This is a genomic window from Psychrobacter sp. PSi21 (assembly GCF_054960615.1).
Map to the genome: position 1 here is coordinate 1 of NZ_JBHNYR010000055.1, position 453 is coordinate 453.

The 453-nt window shown below is 37.3% G+C and carries 1 protein-coding gene; it reads right to left on the reverse strand.

What is annotated here, in order from left to right:
- Positions 1–34: 34 nt before the first annotated feature.
- On the reverse strand, positions 35–253 hold the full coding sequence (locus tag ACFI32_RS14860; protein ID WP_462627396.1) for a dodecin family protein: 219 nt from the start codon (positions 251–253) through the stop codon (positions 35–37).
- Positions 254–453: the final 200 nt, after the last annotated feature.

Sequence of the window (453 nt, forward strand, 5' to 3'; positions counted from 1 at the left end):
CGTAGCAGTCTTTTTTATTTAATAAAATTGCGTTTTAGCTGACGTCAGTGTCGTCATCAATCACAAAACTGACAATCATGATGACATGATATTTATCAATTTTGCCGTCTGTCACACCGATTTTTTGCTCTTTGACCCATGCGCCTTGCACGTTTTTAACTGTTTTGGTGATGCGTTCGACGCCTTTTTGAATCGCATCTTCAAAACTGGTTTCAGAAGTACTGCTGATCTCAATATTTTTTGCAATAGTCATAATTATCGTTCCATCCTTGTCATTGATATAAATAGCCAATGAGTACGCGACTTACACGAGCCTTCCTTGATTGCACGCGCTCATCTTCATTCTAGCGATAAGATTGTGTTCCCATGTTATTTTATGTAGATACTTAGGAGGTATTCTATCAAAGCCCAAATTTATATAACCATAAATACAGTCATTCCAGAATTGGCAGA